The sequence below is a fragment of the Bradyrhizobium sp. SMVTL-02 genome (assembly GCF_051853005.1).
Classification (GTDB): Bacteria; Pseudomonadota; Alphaproteobacteria; order Rhizobiales; family Xanthobacteraceae; genus Bradyrhizobium.
Map to the genome: position 1 here is coordinate 5,941,158 of NZ_CP182469.1, position 19,156 is coordinate 5,960,313.

The 19,156-nt window shown below is 61.8% G+C and carries 13 protein-coding genes, 1 tRNA gene and 3 pseudogenes; 8 read left to right on the forward strand and 9 right to left on the reverse strand.

All coding sequences use genetic code 11. The annotated features are described in order from the left end of the window. Window positions 1–195: 195 nt before the first annotated feature. Window positions 196–264, reverse strand: a pseudogene (locus tag ACNJYB_RS28460) (cupin domain-containing protein); the annotation flags it as partial. Between the two features lie 335 nt (window positions 265–599). On the opposite strand from ACNJYB_RS28460, the gene ACNJYB_RS28465 reads away from it, so the two are divergent. The 7 genes from ACNJYB_RS28465 (at window position 600) to ACNJYB_RS28495 (ending at window position 9,269) form a co-directional block, all read left to right on the forward strand. Next, window positions 600–1,478, forward strand: coding sequence for a GNAT family N-acetyltransferase (locus ACNJYB_RS28465; protein ID WP_439369855.1), 879 nt, complete (start codon window positions 600–602; stop codon window positions 1,476–1,478). Window positions 1,479–2,084: 606 nt separating this feature from the next. Then, window positions 2,085–4,055 (forward strand): AMP-binding protein, encoded by a 1,971-nt coding sequence (locus tag ACNJYB_RS28470; protein WP_439369856.1) that lies wholly within the window; start codon window positions 2,085–2,087, stop codon window positions 4,053–4,055. After that, the gene (locus ACNJYB_RS28475; RefSeq protein WP_439369857.1) at window positions 4,052–4,837 is read left to right on the forward strand and encodes an ABC transporter ATP-binding protein; all 786 of its coding nucleotides are present in this window, start codon (window positions 4,052–4,054) and stop codon (window positions 4,835–4,837) included. The genes ACNJYB_RS28470 and ACNJYB_RS28475 overlap by 4 nt, the downstream gene beginning before the upstream one ends. A 9-nt stretch (window positions 4,838–4,846) precedes the next feature. Next, window positions 4,847–5,776, forward strand: coding sequence for a branched-chain amino acid ABC transporter permease (locus tag ACNJYB_RS28480; RefSeq protein WP_439369858.1), 930 nt, complete (start codon window positions 4,847–4,849; stop codon window positions 5,774–5,776). A gap of 15 nt (window positions 5,777–5,791) precedes the next feature. Beyond that, complete coding sequence (locus ACNJYB_RS28485) at window positions 5,792–6,919, forward strand: branched-chain amino acid ABC transporter permease (protein WP_439369860.1); 1,128 nt, start codon at window positions 5,792–5,794, stop codon at window positions 6,917–6,919. Window positions 6,920–6,949: 30 nt separating this feature from the next. Next, window positions 6,950–8,356, forward strand: coding sequence for an ABC transporter substrate-binding protein (locus tag ACNJYB_RS28490; RefSeq protein ID WP_439369861.1), 1,407 nt, complete (start codon window positions 6,950–6,952; stop codon window positions 8,354–8,356). Window positions 8,357–8,426: 70 nt separating this feature from the next. Further along, window positions 8,427–9,269, forward strand: coding sequence for an ABC transporter ATP-binding protein (locus ACNJYB_RS28495; RefSeq protein ID WP_439369862.1), 843 nt, complete (start codon window positions 8,427–8,429; stop codon window positions 9,267–9,269). A 289-nt stretch (window positions 9,270–9,558) separates the two neighbouring features. Here the strand turns inward: ACNJYB_RS28495 and ACNJYB_RS28500 are convergent. The 4 genes and pseudogenes from ACNJYB_RS28500 to ACNJYB_RS28515 all read right to left on the reverse strand — a co-directional run. Further along, a pseudogene (locus ACNJYB_RS28500) lies at window positions 9,559–9,765 on the reverse strand (P-type conjugative transfer ATPase TrbB); the annotation flags it as partial. After that, window positions 9,690–10,178, reverse strand: coding sequence for a hypothetical protein (locus ACNJYB_RS28505; RefSeq protein ID WP_439369863.1), 489 nt, complete (start codon window positions 10,176–10,178; stop codon window positions 9,690–9,692). The pseudogene ACNJYB_RS28500 and the gene ACNJYB_RS28505, both read right to left, overlap by 76 nt. Before the next feature lie 245 nt (window positions 10,179–10,423). Beyond that, window positions 10,424–11,620, reverse strand: coding sequence for an FMN-dependent L-lactate dehydrogenase LldD (gene lldD / locus ACNJYB_RS28510; RefSeq protein ID WP_439375667.1), 1,197 nt, complete (start codon window positions 11,618–11,620; stop codon window positions 10,424–10,426). Window positions 11,621–11,732: 112 nt separating this feature from the next. Next, window positions 11,733–12,617: a LysR family transcriptional regulator gene (locus tag ACNJYB_RS28515; RefSeq protein ID WP_439369865.1), complete on the reverse strand. Its 885-nt coding sequence runs from the start codon at window positions 12,615–12,617 to the stop codon at window positions 11,733–11,735. 148 nt (window positions 12,618–12,765) lie between these two features. On the opposite strand from ACNJYB_RS28515, the gene ACNJYB_RS28520 reads away from it, so the two are divergent. Next, window positions 12,766–14,631: an FUSC family protein gene (locus tag ACNJYB_RS28520; protein WP_439369866.1), complete on the forward strand. Its 1,866-nt coding sequence runs from the start codon at window positions 12,766–12,768 to the stop codon at window positions 14,629–14,631. A 363-nt stretch (window positions 14,632–14,994) separates the two neighbouring features. On the opposite strand, the gene ACNJYB_RS28525 is transcribed toward ACNJYB_RS28520, so the two are convergent. From ACNJYB_RS28525 to ACNJYB_RS28540, 4 genes and pseudogenes are all read right to left on the reverse strand, one after another. Beyond that, window positions 14,995–15,070, reverse strand: a tRNA-Lys gene (locus tag ACNJYB_RS28525). A 168-nt stretch (window positions 15,071–15,238) separates the two neighbouring features. Beyond that, a pseudogene (locus ACNJYB_RS28530) lies at window positions 15,239–15,834 on the reverse strand (Spy/CpxP family protein refolding chaperone). A 209-nt stretch (window positions 15,835–16,043) separates the two neighbouring features. After that, window positions 16,044–17,045, reverse strand: a complete 1,002-nt coding sequence (locus ACNJYB_RS28535; RefSeq protein WP_439369867.1) for a TRAP transporter substrate-binding protein — start codon at window positions 17,043–17,045, stop codon at window positions 16,044–16,046. 264 nt (window positions 17,046–17,309) lie between these two features. Continuing rightward, window positions 17,310–18,872, reverse strand: coding sequence for a 2-isopropylmalate synthase (locus ACNJYB_RS28540; RefSeq protein ID WP_439369868.1), 1,563 nt, complete (start codon window positions 18,870–18,872; stop codon window positions 17,310–17,312). Between the last annotated feature and the right edge of the window lie 284 nt (window positions 18,873–19,156).

Here is a 19,156-nt window from a genome sequence, read left to right on the forward strand (position 1 = left end):
GCTCCTTGCCTCGGGCTCGACTCCGCCGTCACTGCCTGGATTTGCGAGTGGCGGGACGAAGCCGTCTCATGCGAGCAGTACACGCCCGCACGCCGCATTTTTCGTTGATCACGAAGTGCCTGGCCGCTCTGAATCTCGTCAGATGGTGCCTCGTAAGTCGAATATTCCAGCGCCGGCTCTGCCCTCGGCCTCGCCTCAGTCATAATGGCAGACGTAGATCTTTCGCACGGTCTCGATCGTGCGCCAGATCCCAACAAAGCCAGGAAATGCCATCGGTGCACGCCTCTGCCTGGCTTGGCGCGTCGACGACGCCCGGAAAAGCGACTAGCCTCGCAAGATCTTCTTGAGCATTCCCGCCGCCCAATCTTTCCTGCGCAGCTTGCCGAACATTCGAGAGGGTAGCTGCGAGCCGGAGCTTTCCCTGCCGAATCAAACTGCAAGACAGGCCGAAGATTTCGAAATGAAGGCCCAAACAGGGGAAACCTGCTGGGATTCCGTGCGATAGTGCGGCGAAATACGCCTGCTGCCCTATCGTGGTGGGAGGAAAAAGGCGCGATGTGCGAGAGATTGGCATCCCCCGAAGGAATGGACGAGTCGAGATGGGACGAACGGTACGCGTGAAGTCCTTTGAACTGACCGCGAAAGACATCAACGACATTGATGTGACGCTGCTCCACGCCCTCTCGACCGGGGTTGGCTGGCCCCATCGGCCCAAGGATTGGGATTTCCTACGCCGCGCAGGTCACGGCATCGTAGCCGTTGATGGCATTGGACGCGTCTTCGGCAGCGCGATGTGGTTCCCACATGGCCGCGAATTCGCAACCATCGGCCTGGTGATCACATCGCCCCGAACCCAGGCTCAGGGTACTGGCCGCTGGCTCATGGAACAGGTGTTCGAGCGGTGCGGCGACCGCAATTTGAGCCTCAACTCGACCGATGCCGCATATCACATGTATCTTTCGCTGGGCTTCACGAAGGAAGCCACCGTGTATCAGTGGCAGGGCGAGTTCGTGTCGCCGCCCCCGCCGGTGCCGGCTCTGGACGGCGAATTGAGCTCGCTGTCCAGCGAGAATATCGAAGAGATCGCAGCACTGGATGAACGCGCGTTCGGCACCAACCGTCAGAGGCTGCTGGCATTGCTTTGCGAAGGCGCGTCAATTTGCGTCCTGCGCCGCGGCGGAGAGACCGTCGGTTATTCGATGAAGCGCGAATTTGGGCGCGGTCATGTGATCGGCCCCATCGTCACCAGCAACGATTGTGACGCGATCCATCTTACGGCCGTGCATCAAAGGGACCTCGCGGGAAAATTCGTCCGCATCGATACGCGGGAGCAGACGGGCCTGTTTGCCGAGTTTCTTCAACAGAGCCGCCTCGCCATGAACGACACAGTCACAACCATGTCCAAAGGACGTCAATTCCTGAACCGAAAGGAAAACGAGCCGTGGGTCTACGGATTAGCCGGTCACGCCTTAAGCTGAAGAAGTGAATCCGATCGACGCGATGGCGTCCCTTGCGACCAGCGATATTGCCTGCGCTCCGCGCCGCCAACCACGCGTTCTGTGTTTCAACTCATTCGTACAACGACCCGAGCGCTTCGGCACTGGCGCATCCGTGAACGCGCAGGCTCAGCCATCGACGATCGCCCGCACCTGATGACACGCTTATCCGACGCGTTGCACGCCGTGCCGTAGGACCATCAAAAGCGTCGCACGAGACCCGCTTTGCGCTGCCGCCAAATTTAAAAAAGCCCCTGCGGGCCAATCGTTTAAGGGTGGTGGGCGACCAGGGCTGAACCTGGGACCCGCTGATTAAGAGGCGCGAAGAGCGGGCTCCATCGCAGCGCAACATAAATCTGGACGTTTGAGTTTGGGCGTCTGAACCGCATCGGTATTAGCGACCGGCATCCCAATGCCACCGCGTCTGCCGCCATGACGACCTGGCGCGGCAAACGAGGGCTTGTAGGACTTTTGATCCGTTGTAATGTTGGAACATGCGGACATTCGCATGGCTGCTTCCCGAAAAGGGCGCGGAATCACCATAAGCAGGCGCGAACCAACGCGCCGGTTTTTTGGATCGAGACCGACATGGCCTGTGGTGGATCGTTCGATACGTTCCCCAAATTGCTCCTGCGAAATGCAGCACGGTTCGGCACGCGTCCGGCGTTTCGGCACAAGGATCTTGGCATCTGGCAGACCTGGACCTGGGCCGAGGTGGCCGCAATCGTACGTGCTTACGCCGCGGGCCTGTATCGACTTGGCGTGCGGCAAGGAGACAAGGTCGCTGTCGTTGGCTCCAATCGGCCGAAACTCTACTGGACCATCATGGCAGCGCAGGCGCTGCGAGCGATTCCGGTTCCGGTTTATTCGGATGCGGTGGCTGACGAACTTGCTTTTGTTCTCGCTCACGCCGAGGCAATGTTTGCGGCAGCACAAGATCAGGAGCAGGTCGATAAGATCCTCTCGGTATCCGACCGAGTGCCGGCTCTGCGGAAGATCTTCTATGACGAGCCGCGCGGCCTTGACGACTACGATCACAGCCGATTGATCGCAATTCACAACGTTGTCGAAGACGGCTGCGCAGCGCTTGCGGCCGACGCAGCGCTTGGTGGCCAGATTGATGAATTCATCCGCCAAGGCGACGACTCTGACATTGCGGTCATCCTCTATACTTCTGGAACGACCGGCACATCGAAGGGCGTTGTATTGTCGACGCGAGGCTGCATTGATGCGGCGACAGATACCACCAGGTTCGACAGACTGACCGACCACGACGTAGTGTTCGCCTATCTGCCGCTGGCCTGGGTTGGCGATCATTACCTCAACTATGTGCAAGGCCTTGTCGCTGGTTTCTGCATGGCGTGTCCCGAGAGCGGCGAAACGATCGAGCAGGATAGGCGTGAGATCGGGCCGACCTTCTACTTCGCCCCGCCGCGCGGTTTCGAGGCCATGCTGACGCGGGTCATGATCCGCATGGAGGACGCTGCGCCCATCAAGCGGCGGATGTTCAACTACTTTCTCGGCATTGCGCGCCGATATGGCGAACAGATCGTGAGCGGGAATCCGGTGCCGCTGTCAGGCCGGCTGCTCTACGCGCTTGGGCGCTTGCTGGTCTACGAGCCGCTCAAGAACGTCCTTGGCCTGTCCCGCGTTCGCGTCGCCTATACTGCCGGCGAAGCCATCGGTCCGGATCTGTTCGCGTTCTACCGCTCGATCGGCCTGAACCTGAAGCAACTCTACGGGCAGACCGAGGCGTTCCTCTATGTGACGTGCCAGCCGGATGGTGAGATTTACTCCGATACGGTTGGTCCGGCAGCGCCGAACGTCGACATCCGGATTACGGAATCGGGCGAAGTGCAGTTCCGCTCGCCCGGCATGTTCATTGGATATTTCAAGGATCCAGCGAAGACCGCGGAGGTCATGACTTCCGACGGTTACGTGAAGACCGGCGATGCGGGCTTCTTCGACGAGAAAACCGGACATCTGAAGATCACCGATCGTGCGAAGGACGTCGGCCGGCTGGCCGACGGCACGATGTTTGCGCCGAAGTATCTTGAGAACAAGTTGAAGTTCTTTCCTAACATCAAGGAAGCGGTCACTTTCGGCGACTCCAGGGAGTTCGTTTGCGCCATGCTCAATATCGACCCGACCGCTGTGGCGAATTGGGCCGAACGCAACAACATCGCCTACGGTTCCTATCAGGAGCTCGCCGCGCATCCGCTGGTCTATGATATGGTGGCGAAAGATATCGCCGAGGTGAACCGATCTCTTGCCAGGGAAAAGGTGCTGGCGGGGGCGCAGATCCGCCGCTTTCTTATTTTGCACAAGGAGCTCGACGCCGACGACGGCGAATTGACCCGTACGCAGAAGGTGCGCCGCCGGTTCATTGCCGAACGCTATGCACCGCTGGTCACGGCGCTCTACAACGGCTCGCACGAAGCCGACATTTCCATTGAGGTCACTTTTGAGGATGGCCGCAAGGGCACGATCGCGGCGCGGGTCAAGATTCGCGACACGCAAGCAATTGGTTCTGCGGATTCTCTGGGGAAGGCCGCATGAGAGCGCCGGATACCAACGAAATCCTGCTGCAGGTCGAAGGCGTATCGCTGGCCTTCGGCGGCGTTAAAGCGCTGACAGACGTTTCGTTCAACATCAGAAAGGGCGAAATTCGCGCGATCATCGGCCCCAACGGCGCCGGCAAGACCTCGATGCTCAACGTCATCAACGGCTTCTATCATCCTCATCATGGCGCCATCACCTTCAAGGGGCGCACCCGGGCCGAAATGCAACCCTTCGAGGCAGCCCGCGGCGGCATCGCGCGCACCTTTCAAAATGTCGCCCTGTTCAAGGGAATGAGCGCGCTCGACAACATCATGGCCGGCCGCACGCTAAAGGTGCGCCGGGGCCTGTTCTGGCAAATGCTGCGCTACGGTCCTGCGCGGGCAGAGGAACTCGAGCATCGGCACCGGGTCGAGCAGATCATCGACTTCCTGGAGATCGAGGCGATCCGCAGGGTGCCGGTTGCGCGTTTGCCATACGGCCTGCAGAAACGCGTCGAACTTGGTCGCGCTCTCGCGATGGAGCCCGACCTTCTTCTCCTCGATGAGCCGATGGCGGGCATGAACCTTGAGGAAAAGGAGGACATGTCGCGGTTCATCGTCGACGTGAACAACCAATACGGCACGACGATCGCGCTGATCGAACACGATATGGCCGTGGTTATGGATCTCTCGGATCGGGTGGCGGTGCTCGATCACGGCGTCAAGATCGCCGACGGCACGCCCGACGAGGTAAAAAACAGCCAAGCCGTCATCGAAGCCTATCTTGGCGTTGCACATTGAGGAGCGTTCGTGATCGCATTGGGCCAATTTCTGGAAGTTCTGATCGGCGGATTGTTGTCCGGCGTGCTCTATTCGCTGGTCGCGCTCGGCTTTGTGCTGATCTTCAAGGCATCCGGTGTGTTCAATTATGCGCAGGGCGCAATGGTATTGCTGGCAGGGCTCGCACTGGTTCGCACCCTCGATCTCCTGGTTGCCAGCGGCTTTCCTCTTTGGGCTGCGATCGTCCTCGGCATCGGCTGTGCCGCAGTGATCATGGCGGCAACGGCTTGGCTGATCGAGCGGTTCGTGATCGGACCTCTCGTCAACCAGGACGGGCTCACGCTGTTCATGTCCACGATCGGCGTGACATTCGTCATCGAGGGCGCGTCGGAGATGATCTTCGGGTCGGATGTCTACCCGTTGCGGCTGTTCCCGACGGACGCCTGGTTTGTGCTCGAGGATCTCTTCCCGGGTGGAATTCTGATCAACAAGCTGGATGTCTGGGGCGCGTTGATCGCCGGCATCCTGGTCGCCGGCCTCGCGATCTTCTTCCAGCGCACCAAGACCGGTCGCGCACTCAGAGCGGTGGCCGACGACCATTTGGCCGCGCATTCAGTCGGTATTCCGATCAGTTGGATCTGGTTCGTGGTCTGGCTCGTTGCCGGTCTCGTTGCGCTGGTCGCGGCGACCGTGTGGGGTACCAAACTCGGCGTGCAGTTCTCCATCACCTTCCTCGCGCTTAAGGCTCTGCCGGTTCTGATCATCGGGGGCCTCACCTCCATTCCGGGAGCCATCATCGGCGGGCTCATTGTAGGGGCGGGTGAGAAGATTGCCGAGGTGTATTTGGGGCCGTCCATCGGCGGCGGCATCGAATATTGGTTTGCCTACGTGCTGGCGTTAACGGTGCTGCTCGTGCGGCCGCAAGGGCTATTCGGCGAGAGGATCATCGAACGCGTCTGAGATGAGGAGTTCGTTGTGCTTTATCGCGAGGCTGGCCAGTTCAAGACGACCTACGCAGAGGACATGGCGATCTTCCCGATCCGTCAGGACCGTATTGCGCTGGCGATCTTGCTTGGTCTCGCGTTCATTGGCGTGCCGTTGTTGGCGACCCTCCATATCTGGCCGTTCGGCAGCGACTATCTGCTGTGGGCCATCTTGCTGCCCTTCCTAATCCTGTCGCTCGCGGCGATCGGCACGAACGTTCTCGTCGGGTATTGCGGCCAAATCTCGCTGGGCAGCGGCGCATTCATGGCCATCGGCGCCTATTCCGCCTACAAGCTGGCAGTAGGTGTTCATATCCCGCTTGCCTGGTTTGGGTTCGCGATCTCGATCCCGCCGTTGCCCGTGCTGGCATCCATTCTGCTTGGCGGGCTCATCGCGGCGGGGGTCGGAATCCTGTTCGGCATTCCCAGTCTGCGGATCAAGGGCCTCTACCTGGCAGTAGCAACGCTCGCGGCGCAGTTCTTCTTCGATTGGGCTTTCCTCCGGATCCCGTGGTTCACCAACTACGCCCCGTCGGGATCAGTCAATGCGCCGGAGCTGGATTTCTTCGGTCTGGTCGTTCGCACGCCGGTCGAGCGCTATCTGCTGTGCCTGCTCTTCGTGACCGTGATAGCGGTTTTGGCGAAGAATCTCGTTCGCGGAAATCTTGGCAGACAATGGATGGCGATCCGCGACATGGATATCGCCGCCGAGCTAATCGGTATCCGGCCGCTCTATGCAAAGCTCACGGCTTTCGCCGTCTCTTCGTACATCGTCGGCGTGGCGGGGGCGCTTTGGGCGTTCGTCTACCTGGGCTCATGGGAGCCGCTTGCGTTCTCGATCGACCGTTCACTGCAGCTTCTGTTCATGGTCATCATCGGCGGGCTCGGATCGATAATGGGTTCGTTCGTCGGGGCGGCCTTCATCCTCATCGTGCCGATCATGCTAAATCTGATTCCAACCGAGCTCGGCGTGCCACTGTCGACGCAAACGATCACTCATCTCGAGTTCATCATCTTCGGATCGCTGATCTGCTATCTTCTCATCAAAGAGCCCCAGGGCTTCGCCCGGCTGATAACGATTGGCAAGGAGAAGCTGAGACTTTGGCCGTTTCCCTATTGAAGGAGCGATCGCGCCTGGATCGCCACGCAGATGGCGACGCTGGCTGAAGAGGCAGGAAACAAATCCCCCGGACGGAAAAAGAGGGGCTCAAAGGAGGAGGATATCAAGATGGCAAGTACTGCACGGAATGTATTGATACTGGTGGTGGCCGCCCTGTCGGGCGCGGCGTTCACCGCACCGGCTGCAGCGCAAAACGAGCAGTTCGTCCCGATTCTGTCCTACCGGACAGGACCGTACGCTGTGAATGGCGCCCCATATGCGAACGGCGTTGCCGACTACTACACCCTGATCAACGAGCGCGACGGCGGCATCAACGGCGTCAAACTCCTGGTCGAGGAATGCGAGACCGGTTACGCCACCGACAAGGGCGTCGAGTGTTATGAGCGTCTCAAGGGCAAGGGGCCGACCGGCGCGGCCTTCATCAATCCGCTGTCGACCGGCATCACCTTCGCCCTCACCGAAAAGACGGAGGCGGACAAGATCCCGATCATCACGATGGGGTACGGCCGTGCCGACTCAAAGAACGGTGCGGTGTTCGCGTACAACTTCCCATTGCTCGGCACCTACTGGTCCGCGGCCGATATCGCGATCCAGCACGTCGCCAATGAGCTCGGTGGGTTCGATAAGCTCAAAGGCAAGAAGATCTCGCTGCTGTATCACGACAGCCCGTACGGCAAGGAGCCGATCCCGATGCTGCACGTGTTGGCAAAGAAGTACGGTTTTGAGTTTACTCCGATCCCCGTGACGCACCCCGGCGTCGAACAGAAATCGCAATGGCTGGCGATCCGCCAGAACCGGCCGGACTATGTCCTGGTCTGGGGCTGGGGCGTCATGAACAGCACGGCAGTCAAGGAAGCGGCGGCCGTTGCTTATCCGCGCGACAAGATGATCGGTGTCTGGTGGTCGGGTGCAGAGCCGGATGTCACGCCCGCAGGCGATCAGGCCACAGGCTACAAGTCGCTGATGCTGCAGCATGGCGCAGGTAAGTTTCCCGTGCACGCTGACATAGCGAAATACGTCTACGCCAAGGGTAAGGGTTCAACAGAACCTGGCAAGGTCGGCGAAGTTCTCTACAACCGTGGCGTGGTTAATGCCATGCTCGGCGTGGAGGCGATCCGCAAGGCGCAGGAGAAGTTCGGCCACAAGCCGCTGAAGGGTGAGCAGGTCCGTTGGGGCCTCGAGAATCTCAATCTCTCTGATGCACGCATCAAAGAGCTCGGCTTTGAGGGAATGTTGAAGCCGATCAGGATCTCCTGCTCCGACCACGAGGGCACGCGTGACGGGCGCGTACAGCAGTGGGATGGCAAGACCTGGAAGGTGATCTCCGACTGGTACACGGCTGACGAATCGCTCATCGACCCGCTCGTCGCCGACGTTTCCGCGAAGTATGCCGCGGACAAGAAGATCCCGCCGCGCGATTGCGCGAAGGAAAGCTGAGGCATGTGAGCGATCCGGGAGCAGGCTTTGGCTCCCGGATTCCGGCCACCCTGCTTGGAAAGGTTTGCGCGTGTCAATTTCCAAGGTCGTTGCCACGGCGACGGAAGAGGCAGCTCCGGTTCTGTCCGTCAACAATATCGAGGTTGTCTACGATCACATCATCCTCGTGTTGAAGGGCGTATCGCTGGCGGTCCCTCGGGGCGGCATTGTCGCGCTTCTCGGCGCCAATGGTGCCGGCAAGACCACGGCGCTGAAGGCGATTTCCAATCTGCTGCATGCAGAGCGCGGCGAGGTCACCAAGGGCTCGATCTTGTTCGACGGCGTCGAGGTCCAGTCCCTGTCGCCAAACGATCTGGTGCGGCGCGGCTGCATTCAGGTGATGGAGGGGCGGCGTGCCTTCCCTCATCTTACGGTCGAAGAAAATCTCCTGACCGGCGCTTTCACGCGCAGAGACGGCAAGTTGGCGATCACGCAGGATCTGGAGCGAGTCTATGCCTATTTCCCCCGTCTCAGGGAGCGGCGAGGTTCGATCGCCGGCTATACGTCGGGCGGCGAACAGCAGATGTGCGTGATCGGACGTGCGCTGATGTCGCGCCCCAAGATGATCCTGCTCGATGAGCCCTCGATGGGCCTCGCGCCGCAGATCGTCGAAGAAATCTTCGAGATCGTGAAGGATCTCAACATTAAGGAAGGCGTCTCCTTTCTTCTCGCCGAGCAGAACACCCATATGGCGCTAAAATACGCGAGCCACGGCTATATCCTCGAAAATGGTCGCGTGGTGATGGACGGCGAGGGACGGACGCTCGCTGCAAATGAGGACGTCAAGGAGTTCTACCTTGGCGTCGCTGGTGACAAGCGAAAATCATTCCGCGATGTGAAGCACTACAAGCGTCGCAAGCGCTGGCTCGCTTAGTCGAGGACCTGAGTGATCGAAGCGATTTGGTCGGGGGATTCGCGCCGAACCGGAACGATGTCCGTTCGCGGGTGATTGCCGCGCGGCGCTGTACAGCCGATGCCCCGGTTTGTCGGAATGGCTCGCGCCATCAGCCGTAAGTGCTTGATTTTAATGGTGGGCGCACCAGGGCTCGAACCTGGGACCCGCTGATTAAGAGGCGCATGAATTGCCAGCAGAATCAACGACCATTCCGACAAGTGTACGGTTTAACCAGCATTGAACCTGCAATTGGTTTCGCTCTTGTCGGAATGGCGCGATAGATGCGCACTCCATCGGGAGCGGACATCATTTGTCCTGTGTCCGTCAGAGGATTCGCTAGTCGGCCGACCCACAGCCGGCCATCAGGGTTGAGCATCAGTTCAACAATCGCCGGATCGTTCAGAAAGCGCGCGATCGCCGGTCCGAGCACGTGCGAAGTTGCTGACTCCGGAGCGCCTCGAATTCGTCGCGACATGCTTCGCTGAAGTTGCGAAGAATATCGCCCTTTTTTGACTCGAACAGCTCCCGAACCTTTACATTCGTAACCGCAACCGCCGGCTCGAAAAGCGTATCTATGACCCGAGCAAGCACATGTTCGGCAGCCGAAAGAACTTCAGGCGAGGACATAACACGCATGCGGCTTATCTTCTCGTATAGAACGGTCAGTGAGCCGACATCGGGTTTATCGTGCTGGAGCGCATCCGCGAAGCACTTGGAGGCGATTTCAATGAATTCCTTGTAGAGGTCCTGGCGGCGCAGCCTGTCCTGGACCAGCCATCGGGCGCGAACCTCGCGCCGCTGAACAATCCAGGAGCCGAGAAAGGACATCGCTCCGCCGATCGAGGCCCCGCCTAAGGCCGCGGCTGCTGAAACGAACGTCGCATCCATCGTCTCACCTTTCTTCAAGAACCAAAAGCCCGAGGTGCAGGGAGCACATCAGCAGAAGCGCGGGCGAGTATCGTCAGCAGTGCCGAACCGGATGGCCTTTGACGGCTTTGAGATTTACTGCCAGAAGGTTGGCAAAAACAAAATCCGCTTTGAGCGCGCGTCGCGTGCGGCGCCTACGTGCGTCTCGATCCATCTGCTCCGACGCATGCATCCTCGCGCCCGACGGAGCAAACGGCAATCAGTCGTCACGCAGCCGCTTTCGGCAACAAACCGGGTCTGGACAGCTGTTGAGACTCGAGTTGCCTCGCTGCCGTCTCGAGGCTGGCACTTGTGATCTCGGCCGGCGATTTCGCGCCGATCAGGGTCATCGTCACCTTCATGTCGGCGGCAAGAAGTTGCAGTAGATGCGACACGCCTTGCTGGCCGCCAGCGGCGAGCGCGTAGATGTAGGCGCGGCCGAGCAGGACGCCCTTGGCGCCCAGCGCAAGCATGCGCACGACGTCAAGGCCGGAGCGAATTCCGGAATCGGCTAGCACGGTCAGCTTGTCGCCCACCGCGTCGACGATGGTGGGCAGCGCGCTCACCGTTGGCATGGCGCCGTCCAATTGCCGGCCGCCATGGTTTGACACCACGATCCCGTCGGCGCCGAGACGAACCGCGTCGCGTGCGTCCTGCGGGTCGAGTAGCCCCTTGATGATGAGCTTGCCCTTCCAGCTGTCGCGCAGCCATTCGAGATCTTGCCAGCCGATCGACGGATCGAAGTTGGCGTCGAGGAAAGTCGTGTAGTCCGTCATGCTCATGTGACGGCGGGTATACGCCTCGATGTTTCCGAACGAGAGCGGCCGGCCTAGCAATCCCACCGCCAAGGCCCAGCGTGGGTGGGTGATGGTCTGCATATATTGTCGCAGCCTCGCGCGCGGGCCAGACATGCCCGAATGGCGATCGCGGTAGCGCGAGCCGGGGGTCGGCATGTCGACGGTAAAGACGAGCGTCTTCATGCCGACCGCCCATGAGCGCTCCAGCGCGTTGCGCATATAGCCGCGGTCCTTCAGCACGTAGAGTTGCGACCAGAGCTCGCCATCCGCACCTTCGGCGACCTCCTCGATCGGGCAGACGGATACGGTGGAAAGAGTGTAGGGGATGCCGGTCGTCGTCGCGGCCCGCGCCGCCTGGACCTCGCCGCGCCGCGCATACATGCCGGTTGCGCCGACCGGCCCGAGCGCGATGGGCATCGCCCATCTCGTGCCAAGGATCTCCGTGTCGAGCTTCGGGGCGCCGACGCCCCGGAGCACGAACTGGCGGAGCGCGATCTGCTGCAGCGCCTCGACGTTGGTCCTCATGGTGAACTCGGTGCCGGCGCCGCCGTCGATGTAATCGAACAGGAAGCGCGGCAGCGCGCGACGCGCTGCCTCGCGATAATCTGTTGGTGCCGAGATGATCATATCGTTTCTCACGTTTGTTTCGGCTGGCGTTGGCAGCCTCAATAACGGAGAAACTCGCATTCTTAAAATGAAACGTTGGACTAGGACTTAGTCGGCAAAGGAATAGCAATCGTCACTCGGCAGTTTTCTTCTTCCCGGTCATCTCCAGCCAGGCACGCGCGGCGTGGGAGAGGTAGGCGCCGCGACGCCAGATCATCGTCAATCGCCACTCGGTATCCGGTTCCGTAAGGAGCAGGGCCTTGACCCGCTGCCCACAAGCACGATCGGCAAGAATGCGGGGCAGGAAAGCGACGCCGAGACCTGACGCGGCCAGTTCGACAAGGAAGTCGACCTGGCTACTTCGCGCCGCGACGGCGGGCTCGAAGCTGTGGCGGCGGCATGCGTTGGTGATCAAGCGGTTGATCGCATACCCTTCTGCAAAGAGAAGGAAGGGCAGGTCCCGCAGCGCCGCAATATCAGTCGAGCTGGCGCGCGCGAGTGGGTGGCCCAAGGCCAGCACAGCGACGAGGGGCTCGCGTTCCACATCCTGCCATTCCAGTGCTTCCGTGTCGGGCATGAGCGCAGCGGCGAGGTCGAGATCGCCCGAGTGAACCATCTCGATGAGTTCGTCGCCGCCGTGCTCGGTCAAGCGCACGTCAATGCCCGGATAGCGTCGCCGGAAACGAGCCAGCAAGGGCGCGAAGATGCTGCTGCTCGCCACCGGCGGCAACCCGATCCGTAAGGTGCCGCGCTTCAGCCCACGCAACTCCTCGAGCGCGGCCAAAAGGTCACTGCGGTCGGCAAGGAGCTGGACCGCGCGCGGATAGACGACCTCGCCCACATCGGTGAGCTTGGTCTTGTGGCCAGTGCGCTCAAGCAGCCGTGCGCCGATCTCGTCTTCCAGCTGCTTCACGGCCTTGCTCACCGTCGATTGCGTAGCGAAGACCGTCTTGCCGGCCTGCGAGAAGCCGCCCTGGCGCACCACTTCGACAAATGCTCGCAAGGTCCGGAAATCCATTTGCTATTCCATATCAGAATAGAATGCAGTCGGAAATGTCGTTTTGACGATGGGTGGCGCGAGCCTATCAAGTGAGCGTCAGAAAACCGAGACACTGATGTGCCTACCCTCTCGACCCCCTGCCCTTTCGATGCGCCGCCCAACACGGGTGGGCCGCGCCAAGCGGTGGCTGCACACGCGCGCATTCAGCGTCCACCCAGAGCAAATCGGCATCGGCGACGGGTTCAAGGGCGCGTCGGCCGTGGCGCTGATGGTCTGCGCCGCACTCGTGTTTCGCCAGCCCGAGCTCGCCTGGAGCGCATTCGCCGCCTTCTGGACGTGCCTTGCGGACCCTGGGGGGACACGGCATGCACGGCTATGGGTGATGAGCGTCTTCGTTCTATGCGGCAGCGCGACCGCCGGGGCGGTTTCTGTGATCGCCGCACTCGGCGCGCCAGTTGCCGGCGCGGCGGTGTTCGGCATGATCGCCGTTTCCACCTTGGGCGGCCTGCGCAAGCCTCGCCTCGCGACCGTCGGCACACTCGTCGGCGTCGTCGCGGTGGTCGCGATCGAGCAGCCGGTGCAGTTCGCAGAAGCCCCACTCGTGTGTCTCCTGTTTCTCGGGGGTGGCGTGCTGACCATCATCCTCGCCTTGGGATTGCGGCCCACCAACCCCCATGATGCGGCGCGCCGGGGCATTGCCGGCGTCCTAACCGAATTGCGGGATATGACAGCTGAAATCGCGGCCTCCGGAGATGGACGACCCGATGCGGAGCAAAGCCGCTTGCGCCTTGATGCCGAGCATCGCAGGTCGGTCCGGGACGCGATCCAGCGTGCACGTGCCGCGATTGAGCACGCGGCCGCTGGAAAAGATGACAGCAGCGCGCTTGAGCTGAGAAAGCTGCTCACTTCTTGCGACGGGATCTTCGCGGGCCTGATCGCGCTCAGCAATGATCCGCAGGGGCGGCGGAGCTGGTCTCGGGACTGGGTTTGCGTTCTCGCCGACATCGAGGCGGCACTCGCTGCAGCAGCCCGTCAGGTGCGCAGGGGACGTGCCGATGCAGTTGCACTCCACGGAACGGCCGCGCGCATTCGAGCTCATGCGCTGTACGAAGACGAGATCACGGCGCGCGCGATCGAGGCTGTGGCGGCCTGTATCGACGATCTCATCAAGCCCGCGGTTGCGGGCGTCGTTCCAGCGTCGATCGCGTCCGTGCTGCCTGCCGGTTCCGGATCGGCTTCCGGCCGAGAGGTCGCCGCAAACGCGCTTCGCCGCGCCACCGTGGTTCTGATTACCTATGCGCTCGGCCACGTGATTGCGTTGCCGGAGGTGCAATGGGCGACGATGGCGGCCGTGGTGGTCACGCATCCAGACGCGCAGATCTCCGGGCCGCGCATGATCGAGCGCGTGCTGGGCAGCCTGGCGGGCGGGCTGGCCGCGGCCGCGGCTGGTTTACTTCTAACCGAGCCATGGGAACTGGTCGCCGCCGTCTTGCCGCTCGCCGCCGCTGCCTTGGCGCTGCGATCCGTGAACTACACGCTCTTTGTACTTTTCCTGACGCCGCTGTTTATCCTGGTCGCGGAGCTGGTAACGCCGGGCCTGGGGCAGCTAGCCGCGACAGCGCGAGCGATGGACAATGTGTTTGGCAGTGTCCTGGCGCTTTTGGGCTGCATGGTGCTTTGGCCGGAACGCCGTTTCAATCGCTTTGCAGCACAGCTCGCCGAAGCGGTTGAGGCCAATCTCCAGTTTGCGGCAGCCGTCATCTCGCCCAGTCAGGACAGGACGGCGGTTGATGTGGCCCGGCAACGCGCTGGCCTGACGAGTACCGCCGCCGAGCAGACCCTGCACCGGTTGATCATGCCGGGCGAAAGCCGAACGGCAGCGCTGGTCGAGGCACGCGCGCTCCTTGCGGCCGTGCGCCGACTGGCCGGGATGGCCACCACGCTCCACGTCACCGGCTATGCGGCCGGGCGCGATCACCTGCTAGCGCAAATGGCGGAAGTCTCGTCAGGTTACCGTCGCTCGCAAATCTGATTTGAACGGATTAGACTAGCGCCGCTGACGCTGAGCCTACGAGCCCCGCTCGACCTCCGTCGTAGCGCGCCGCGGCCATGGCACGATCTAGTTCGCGGCGCCGAGTCTCGCGCACCTTTCTTGTCGCTAACCATCAGTGTGCGGCCGGCTGGCTCGAGCGAACCAACCGCGAGTTCGTCGCTTGGCCTAGCAAGTCGTGGGAATGGCGGGGGAGGTTCGGAATCAAACCCACGATTCACCGTTACCTTCCCGATCACGCGCGCATCGAACCTCGTGAGCCATAAGGATTGTTTTCTTTTACAGCCGCTGACTCAGCCTGTCGGAATGACGAATTAACAATCTTCTATAAGTGCTTGATTTTAATGGTGGGCGCACCAGGGCTCGAACCTGGGACCCGCTGATTAAGAGTCAGCTGCTCTACCAACTGAGCTATGCGCCCGAAAGGCCGGTCAAAGCCTTGCGAGGCCGGTCGTTTAGCAAAGCGATCCGGGGATGGCAAGCGACGTGGCGCATGTTTTCCAAGGTTCTTCCACAGCCCCAAAAAGCGAAAAGCCGCTGGATTCCAGCGGCTTCGCCAAGGTTAATCCCCGTGAAATCCCGTACCGGCTCAGAGCCGGCCCTCGCCGTCCCGGTCCGGGCCGGCGTCGCGGTCGAAACGGTCGCGGTGGAAGTGCTCCATGCCCCTCTCCATCATCCGGTCCATGCCGCGCTCCATGAAGCGGCGGGGCGGTCCGTCCTCGCCGCCGCCGACGGGCCGCGGTGGCGGGTCAGCACGGCAAGGCGCCGCTTCTGGCCCTCGTCCAGGGTTTTGTAGAGTGGATCGGCGGCATCGGCGATCTTCTTCAGGGCGGCGGAACTGGCGCCCATGTCCTCGGCGCGCTGGCGCAGGCGGGCGATCGGATCGTCCGGCTTGTCGGCGTCACCGGGACCGGCATTCATGCGCGCATTGGCGCGATCGATGCGCAGCTTGGCGAAGTCGCGGACGGCGGCTTCGACCGGCGGCCACAGCTTCTCCTGATCGGCGTTGAGCTTCAGCCCGGCATGAACGGCGGCGATCCGCGCGTCGACGAAGGCGGCGCGGTCCTCCGGATTCATGCGGATGTGGCGGAAGTGCTCCATCCACGGGTGATGATATTGGGCATAGACCGCGCCCGAGCCGGCGATGCTGAGCGCGGCGATGGCGGCAATAGTGAACTTCTTCATGACGGACCTCCTCTGGAAGGATGCCCGCAAGGATGAGCGCGAGGAGGCTGACGCGCAACTTACAACTTGGACAGGAAAGCGGTTCTTGCAGAGATGTAACTGCCGTGAATGTCCGTTCAGATGCATACTGAAATGATTTGCAACAGAAAGGGCTTCCGGGCCGACACGGAAGCCCTCTTCATACACCATTTATCCGCGCGCCAAGCGCGTCAGTTCGTCGTGCTCTTGGCTTCCTTCAGGAACTCGTCGATCAGCGGCTGGCCGACGCGGCCCGCGGCGTCCTTGTAGACCGGCTCCATGGCCTTGCGCATCGCCTCGTCCTGCTCGCCCGTGAGCCTGATGATCTCGCTCTTGCCGCTCTTCCTGATCTCGGCGAGCGCGTCGTCGTTCTCCTTCTGCGACTGCGCGTTGTTGAAGTCGGTGGCTTCCTTCATCGCCTTCGACAGCTGGTCGCGGATGTCGGCCGGCAGGTCATCCCAGAACTTCTTGTTCACGATCACGACGTAGCCGATGTAACCGTGATTGGTCTCGGTGATGTACTTCTGCACCTCGTGCATCTTCTGGGTGTAGATGTTCGACCAGGTGTTCTCCTGCCCGTCCACCACGCCGGTCTGCAGCGCCTGGTAGACCTCGCCGAAAGCCATCACCTGCGGCAGCGAGCCGAGCGCCTTGAACTGGGCCTGCAGCACCCGCGAGGACTGGATGCGGAACTTGACGCCCTGATAGTCGGCGGGCGCAATCAGCTTCTTGTTCGCGCTCATCTGCTTGAAGCCGTTGTCCCAATAGGCAAGGCCGGTGATGCCCTTGGGCTCGAGCAGCTTGAGCAGGCGCGCGCCGAGCGGGCCTTCCGTCACCTTCCGCAGCGTCTTCAAATCCGGAAGGAGGTAGGGCAGGTCGAACACCTCGAACTCGCGGATGCCGAGCGGGCCGAACTTGGAGTTGGATGGCGCCAGCATCTGCACGCTGCCGAGCTGAAGCGCCTCGAGCTCTTCCTTGTCCTTGTAGAGCGTCGAGTTCGGGTAGACCTCGACCTTGACCTTGCCGCCGGTGTACTTCTCGGCGAGCTCCTTGAACTTCTCCGACGCCTTGCCCTTGGGCGTGTCGGTAGCGACGACGTGGCTGAACTTGATGATGATCGGCGACTGCGCCGAGGCGGGCCCCGTCAGTGCCAAAGCCGCAATCGATGCCGCAGCCCAAATGAGTTTCCTCATGCTTCCTCCAGTAGGTTTTGCGGGACTCGGACCGCAGGGGCCAAGCCTCAATTTCTTGGAAGGCAGCTTTAAAGGGAAGCAGGGACAGGTGCTATTGGCCGTTAGCAGGGCAGCCATTCATCATGAACGCCGCTGCGCCCCCTCTCCCGCTTGCGCGAGAGGGGGCCTCCACAATCGGGCTATCCCTACGAGGAGAGAACCTTCACCCCCCGCCCTTCCGGCGTCGGCCTCTCCCGCAAGCGGGAGAGGCAAGGACAGGCAGCGTCAGCCCGCCGCTGCCGTCGTCACCGTATCGCGTTGGCGCTTCATGACGATCTTGTTGAGCGCGCCGAGATAGGCCTTGGCCGAGGCCACCAGCGTGTCGGGATCGGCCGCGCGCGCCGTCATCGAGCGGCCGTCCTGCGACAGCCGCACCGACACCTCCGCCTGCGCGTCGGTGCCTTCGGTCACGGCGTGGACCTGGTACAGCTCGAGCTTGGCCTCGTGCGGCACCAGGCGCTTGATGCAGTTGAACACGGCATCCACCGGACCGTTGCCCTCGGCCTCCTCGATCTTGATCTGGCCGTCGACGTCGAGCTTCATGGTCGCCCGCTGCGGGCCATGGGTGCCGGCGATCACGGTCAGCGAGGTCAGCTTGATGCGGTCGTGCGAGGCCGCCATCTCCTCGTCGACCAGCGCCTCGATGTCCTCGTCGTAGATGTCCTTCTTGCGGTCGGCGAGCGCCTTCATCCGCGTGAACGCATCTTCCAGCTGGTTCGGGCCGAGCTTGTAGCCCATCTCCTCCAGCTTGTGCACGAAGGCGTGGCGGCCGGAATGCTTGCCGAGCACCAGCGAGGACTGTTTCAGGCCGACCATCTCGGGCCGCATGATCTCGTAGGTCGAAGCGTCCTTCAGCACGCCGTCCTGATGGATGCCGCTCTCATGTGCGAAGGCGTTCCGCCCGACGATCGCCTTGTTGTACTGGACGGGAAACGAGGTCGCCGCCGACACTACCTTCGACGCGCGGGTCAGCTGCGTGGTGTCGATCTTGTTCCAGTACGGGAATTTGTCGTTGCGGACGTTGATCGCCATCACGATCTCTTCGAGCGCAGCGTTGCCGGCGCGCTCGCCGATGCCGTTGATGGTGCACTCGACCTGACGCGCGCCGCCGACGATGCCGGCCAGCGAGTTCGCTACCGCCATGCCGAGATCGTTATGGCAGTGGACCGAGAACACCGCCTTGTCCGAGTTCGGCACGCGCTCGATCAGCGTCTTCATGAAGTGGGCGTATTCCTCCGGCACCGTGTAGCCGACGGTGTCGGGGATGTTCACCGTGGTGGCGCCGGCCTTGATCACGGCCTCGACGATACGGCAGAGAAAATCCATCTCGCTGCGCGTGCCGTCCTCGGCCGACCATTCGACGTCGTCGATCTGGTTGCGGGCTCGCGCGACCATCGCAACCGACGTCTCGATCACCTGCTCCGGGGTCTTGTTCAGCTTCACCCGCATATGCAGCGGCGAGGTCGCGATCACGGTGTGGACGCGGCCGCGCTTGGCGAATTTCACCGCCTCGGCGCAGCGGTCGATGTCGGCGGGATGCGCGCGCGACAGGCCGGCGATGACGGAGTTCTTGGAGCGGCGGGCGATCTCGCTGACGGCCTGGAAGTCGCCTTCGGAGGTGATGGGGAAGCCGGCCTCGATGACATCGACGCCCATGTCATCCAGCAGCTCCGCGACCTCGAGCTTCTCCTCGAAGGTCATGGTGGCGCCGGGGCACTGCTCGCCGTCGCGCAGCGTGGTGTCGAAAATAATGACGCGGTCCTTATCGGACTTGTTCGCGGGGGCCATTGCAAGTTTCCTTTTGAGCTTTTGCGCCGTCAGTCTTCTGGGCGCCTGAGGTGTCCGGTGATCTCGAGCAACCCCCTGAGTGCCCAGGCGCGCAGCGCCCAGCCGGCCCTCAGGGGCAGCTAAGAAGAAGCCCGCCGAGAAGGAGGGTGGGCAGCGCGGCCGGGATCGTGGCGGCGGCCAGAGCCACCTCCGTCGAAATCCCGTCGATTTGGCCGCGAATCAGCATTGCCGGACCCTTTTGAGCCCCAAAATCCTCGGTCAAAACCGTTGACGGTTGGTTGCCG